Annotated in this window: 3 protein-coding genes and 1 pseudogene; 1 reads left to right on the top strand and 3 read right to left on the bottom strand. The window is 48.3% G+C overall.

The window, feature by feature from the left end; all coding sequences use genetic code 11:
- Both ACJ2PR_RS35420 and ACJ2PR_RS35425 read right to left on the bottom strand, forming a co-directional pair.
- Nucleotides 1-811 (bottom strand): annotated as a pseudogene (locus tag ACJ2PR_RS35420) (hypothetical protein); the annotation flags it as partial.
- A gap of 322 nt (nucleotides 812-1133) precedes the next feature.
- Nucleotides 1134-1694, bottom strand: a complete 561-nt coding sequence (locus ACJ2PR_RS35425; RefSeq protein WP_446880571.1) for a type IV pilin-like G/H family protein — start codon at nucleotides 1692-1694, stop codon at nucleotides 1134-1136.
- A 189-nt stretch (nucleotides 1695-1883) separates the two neighbouring features.
- Here ACJ2PR_RS35425 and ACJ2PR_RS35430 point away from each other — a divergent pair, with 189 nt between their 5' ends.
- A complete protein-coding gene (locus ACJ2PR_RS35430; protein WP_446880572.1) occupies nucleotides 1884-2021 on the top strand; it encodes a hypothetical protein in 138 nt (45 codons plus the stop codon).
- Between the two features lie 332 nt (nucleotides 2022-2353).
- Here ACJ2PR_RS35430 and ACJ2PR_RS35435 read toward each other — a convergent pair.
- The coding region (locus ACJ2PR_RS35435) for a S41 family peptidase (RefSeq protein WP_446880573.1) at nucleotides 2354-3566 on the bottom strand (1213 nt) is incomplete at its 5' end.

Consider the following 3566-nt stretch of genomic DNA (forward strand, 5'->3'; position numbering starts at 1 on the left):
TCAGAGAATGGCTGCTGTAAACCCGATCGGGCACTGTGTCAGACAGTTCAATACATTGCTTTGCCGCTTCGATGCCTTTGTCGTATTGTCGAGCGTTTTGATAGATGGGAGCTAATTCTGTCAAAACAGGTAAGTCATGCGTCCCAAGCTGAAGGCTCATTTCTAGCAAAGGAATTGCAAGATCGTCTCGGCAGTAGGTAAAAGAAAGTTTTGTGGCCGTCGGAACGAGCAGATAGGTCAACTCTCGACGATCGTCAATATGGGGAATACAAGCTTCTACAAATTTGAGAATGGCTGGATCGGGCAAAATCGTTTCGAGAAGCTGTTCTAACACGTAGAGCAAAAACGCTGAATCGACAACCCCTTCACCCGCCAGCAAGTCCATCACACCCAGATTGGCAAAGTCGTCAGAGCTAAAACTTCCCAGGTTGATCGACAGCAGAATACTCTGGAGCAGATTTTCTAAATCCGAAGGATGGAGTTCTCGAATGTATTGCCGAATCGCCCAGGCAATCGGCCACTCTTCCAGCGCTGCCTGTCGTTCTGCTTCTGATTTGAGGACTTGAATCAGGTCGATCGTCCATCGCTCAATTTCGTCAGCTTCTCCGTCGGCCATCGCCAGCATCCAGGTTGTCTGAGCTTCGGCTTCCTGACCTTGCAGCAACAGTGCCAACCCCATGCCCCAATAGAGCGATCGTTCTTCTGGATAAGCCGCAGTTGCCTGATCATAAAGGGAAATGGCGCGATCGTAGTCTTTTTGAATGAGCGCTGCTTTTGCTTGTTGTTGCCAATCCCGCAATTGATTATCCATGTCTGTCACCCATCGCTACAAACCCCTATGACTGAATCTACCCAAACTCAACACACCGCGTGATACCAAATTAATCTTTGAGTCCTACAGATCTGGGAGAGCAACCTAAATCCGCCACTTGTAGGGAACTTCAAGCCAAAGCAGTCTCGGATTCTCAAAGTCCCCCAGAATGGGGGATTTAGGGGGCGAAGGATCTGTAGCATTCACAAATTGATTGGGTATGACTTCTCTGAAGTCCAACCTTCCAAAAAAATAGAGCAGGTATCAGGTCTACCCACTCTACGGTCAAATATTAAGCTCTGAAAGATGAAACTAGACCAGCCTACTTCGCCAGAGGAATAGTAGCAGGTTCTGTACATTTCAGGTCGGTTGCGGTCAGAGTTGGCTTCGCTGCGTCAGTGGTCTGGGGGTTCTTGCTTTCGCACAAGACAGCCAGCGTTGTTGCTTCGCTAGTTGCGGGGTCAGCTTGAGCGATTGCCGCCATGCCAACGTAGGACTTCAAGGCTGCTTTCAAAGACGTACCGTAGATGACAACGTTCTCATTAGTTGCTTTGAGGTTGCTAACGGTGAATCTGTCGCCATCATCGGCATAGCGATAGTTTGTGGTGTCACCTTTGACGGGTTTGGCCAAGCTGGTGATGCTGGTGGCGAAGGTGCTGTTTTCCAGGAAGTAAGCTTGTTGAGCGCGGTTGAGGGTGCCCACATATTGTCTGGCTTCAGACTGCTTGGCTTTGTTGGCCTGGTTCAAGAAGGAAGGCAAAGCGATGGCAGACAAAATCCCGATAATGATGATCACAACGAGCAATTCAATCAGGGTAAAACCCTTGTCTTCTTTCTTCGCGATCAGGTGTTGCAGAAACTTTGCCTTGAGTTCAGATTTCATTGAAAGAGGTCTCCTTAAAGATGCGGATTGGTTGAACTTCTAACGCCTGAATTTAACTTGCCCAACGCGATCGACTTTCATATCACTTGCCTAGAAAATCTTTGAGGGTCGAGATTGGTCGGGGGAGGCGAGGCTCCTTCCCTCTAAAATTGAACCGATCGCAGTCCTTTAATCCCTAAACCTGGGAGCATGACCCAAACGCCCTTTGACCAACTCGCAAAACAATATCTGGAGGAATTTTTAGCGTCGATCGGTCTCATCGAGCGACAGTATGAGATTCCGGGGGAAGCAAAATTTGTCGATGTCGTGCGATTCGTTGCTAGGTAAATCCATAGCCTCGCCAATCGTTTTCTTTAACGTGAATTCGATGAAATCCCTCGCTGTGGCGATCACTCCAGGCAGCCCCCTAAATCCCCCAAGTTTGGGGGACTTTGAGCAAGAAATCCTGTCCGAAAGTCCCCCAGATTTGGGGGGTTGGGGGCAGAAGCGTTAAATACCGAAGCGAAAAAACTCTATCGAATTCACGTTTCTTTAACGGTTGAACTTCCGGCTGAATGAGGGTGAAAGTCCCTCCGCCAAAATCTGGGGCTGACTCCCAATCCGTCCACACTGAGTAGTGTCCCATTCTGAACATTCGTTGTTTCAAGTAGGCGCTGATGTCATTTGCCAATCTGCTGTATAACAACGTCGATCGCACGTTCTTTTTGTACATCAACCCCTTGAGAATATTCCAGCGTGAAGGGCACTTCGACATCGGGTATAACGCCTTTGCCTTCTAAGCGATCGCCGTCTACCAAGACATCTGCTACCGCCAGATAAAGTAAACTGCCGTCTTTCATAATAAAGGCTCGACCTGCAACGACGGCCCCGGCGGTTTTGCTACCGACAATTGTGCCAACTCGATATTTGCGAAATCCCTGCGCCAAGATTTCTTTACCGCTTCGAGACCCTTGATTGACTAACATCACGATCGGCTTATTCCATTGACCTTCGATTTGACGGCGATCACCATCTCGCTCGATCAGTGTCAGAGAAGGAACCGACGACGTAAACAAACCCAGATAGCTCGGACTCGCCCCACCCCAACCATCGCGCAGATCCCAGACAAATCCATCTATGTTTCTCAAGCGATCGCTCAACGCTTCTTCAAGCTGATCTTGATACTGTTGGTCGGCATATGACCAGACGTGAATGTATCCAATTTGTTTACCGTTGCGCTGAATGATCTCAACACTGTTCTTCATTGCGTCTAAAAACATTCGATTGGGATCAAGTTTTTGAGGCGTGACAGCGATCGTTTGAGCGTTTCCAGGGGTGCGCTGAATTTGAACTTTTACCGATTTTCCAGCTTTGTCTACAAAAGACTGAATCGCCTGAAAGGGCTGATCATCGACGCTGAGAATACGATCGCCGACTTTCAAGCCTGCTTTTTCGGCGGGAGAACCATTCAAAATCGCGTTGATAAAAGTCTGATTGTTAATGTCTTTGGTGAAAATGCCAATGCCCGTATAGTCGAGTTTGCCGTTGGGTAGAAAGGGCTTGAGCTTGGATTGGATGGACGATCGAAAGATGCCTGCCAGTTGATAATAAGCGGGTTCAGTTTGTGTGTAAAAGCGGGTGTGAGAAGTTCTTAGCTCCGCCAGCATTTGATTGATCACGTCAGAAAAGGCGACGATCGACGATGCTTTTGTGGCTTGCGATCGATACTTTTGCCGCATCGCCGACCAATCGACTCCATTAAATTTAGGATCATAAAAATTATCTTGAACCGTCTGCCAAACCTGGTCAAAGACTGCGGGCTGAGAATTAGTCGGAATCGCAGGCGCAATGACGCAAACTAACAGCACAATTAAACCGCTGATCAGGGTCATC

Source organism: Phormidesmis sp. 146-33 (genome assembly GCF_052939515.1).

Coding starts and splice junctions, on each gene's coding strand:
- ACJ2PR_RS35425 (WP_446880571.1), bottom strand. CDS start 1,694: ATGAAATCTGAACTCAAGGCAAAGTTTCTGCAACACCTGATCGCGAAG.
- ACJ2PR_RS35430 (WP_446880572.1), top strand. CDS start 1,884: ATGACCCAAACGCCCTTTGACCAACTCGCAAAACAATATCTGGAGGAA.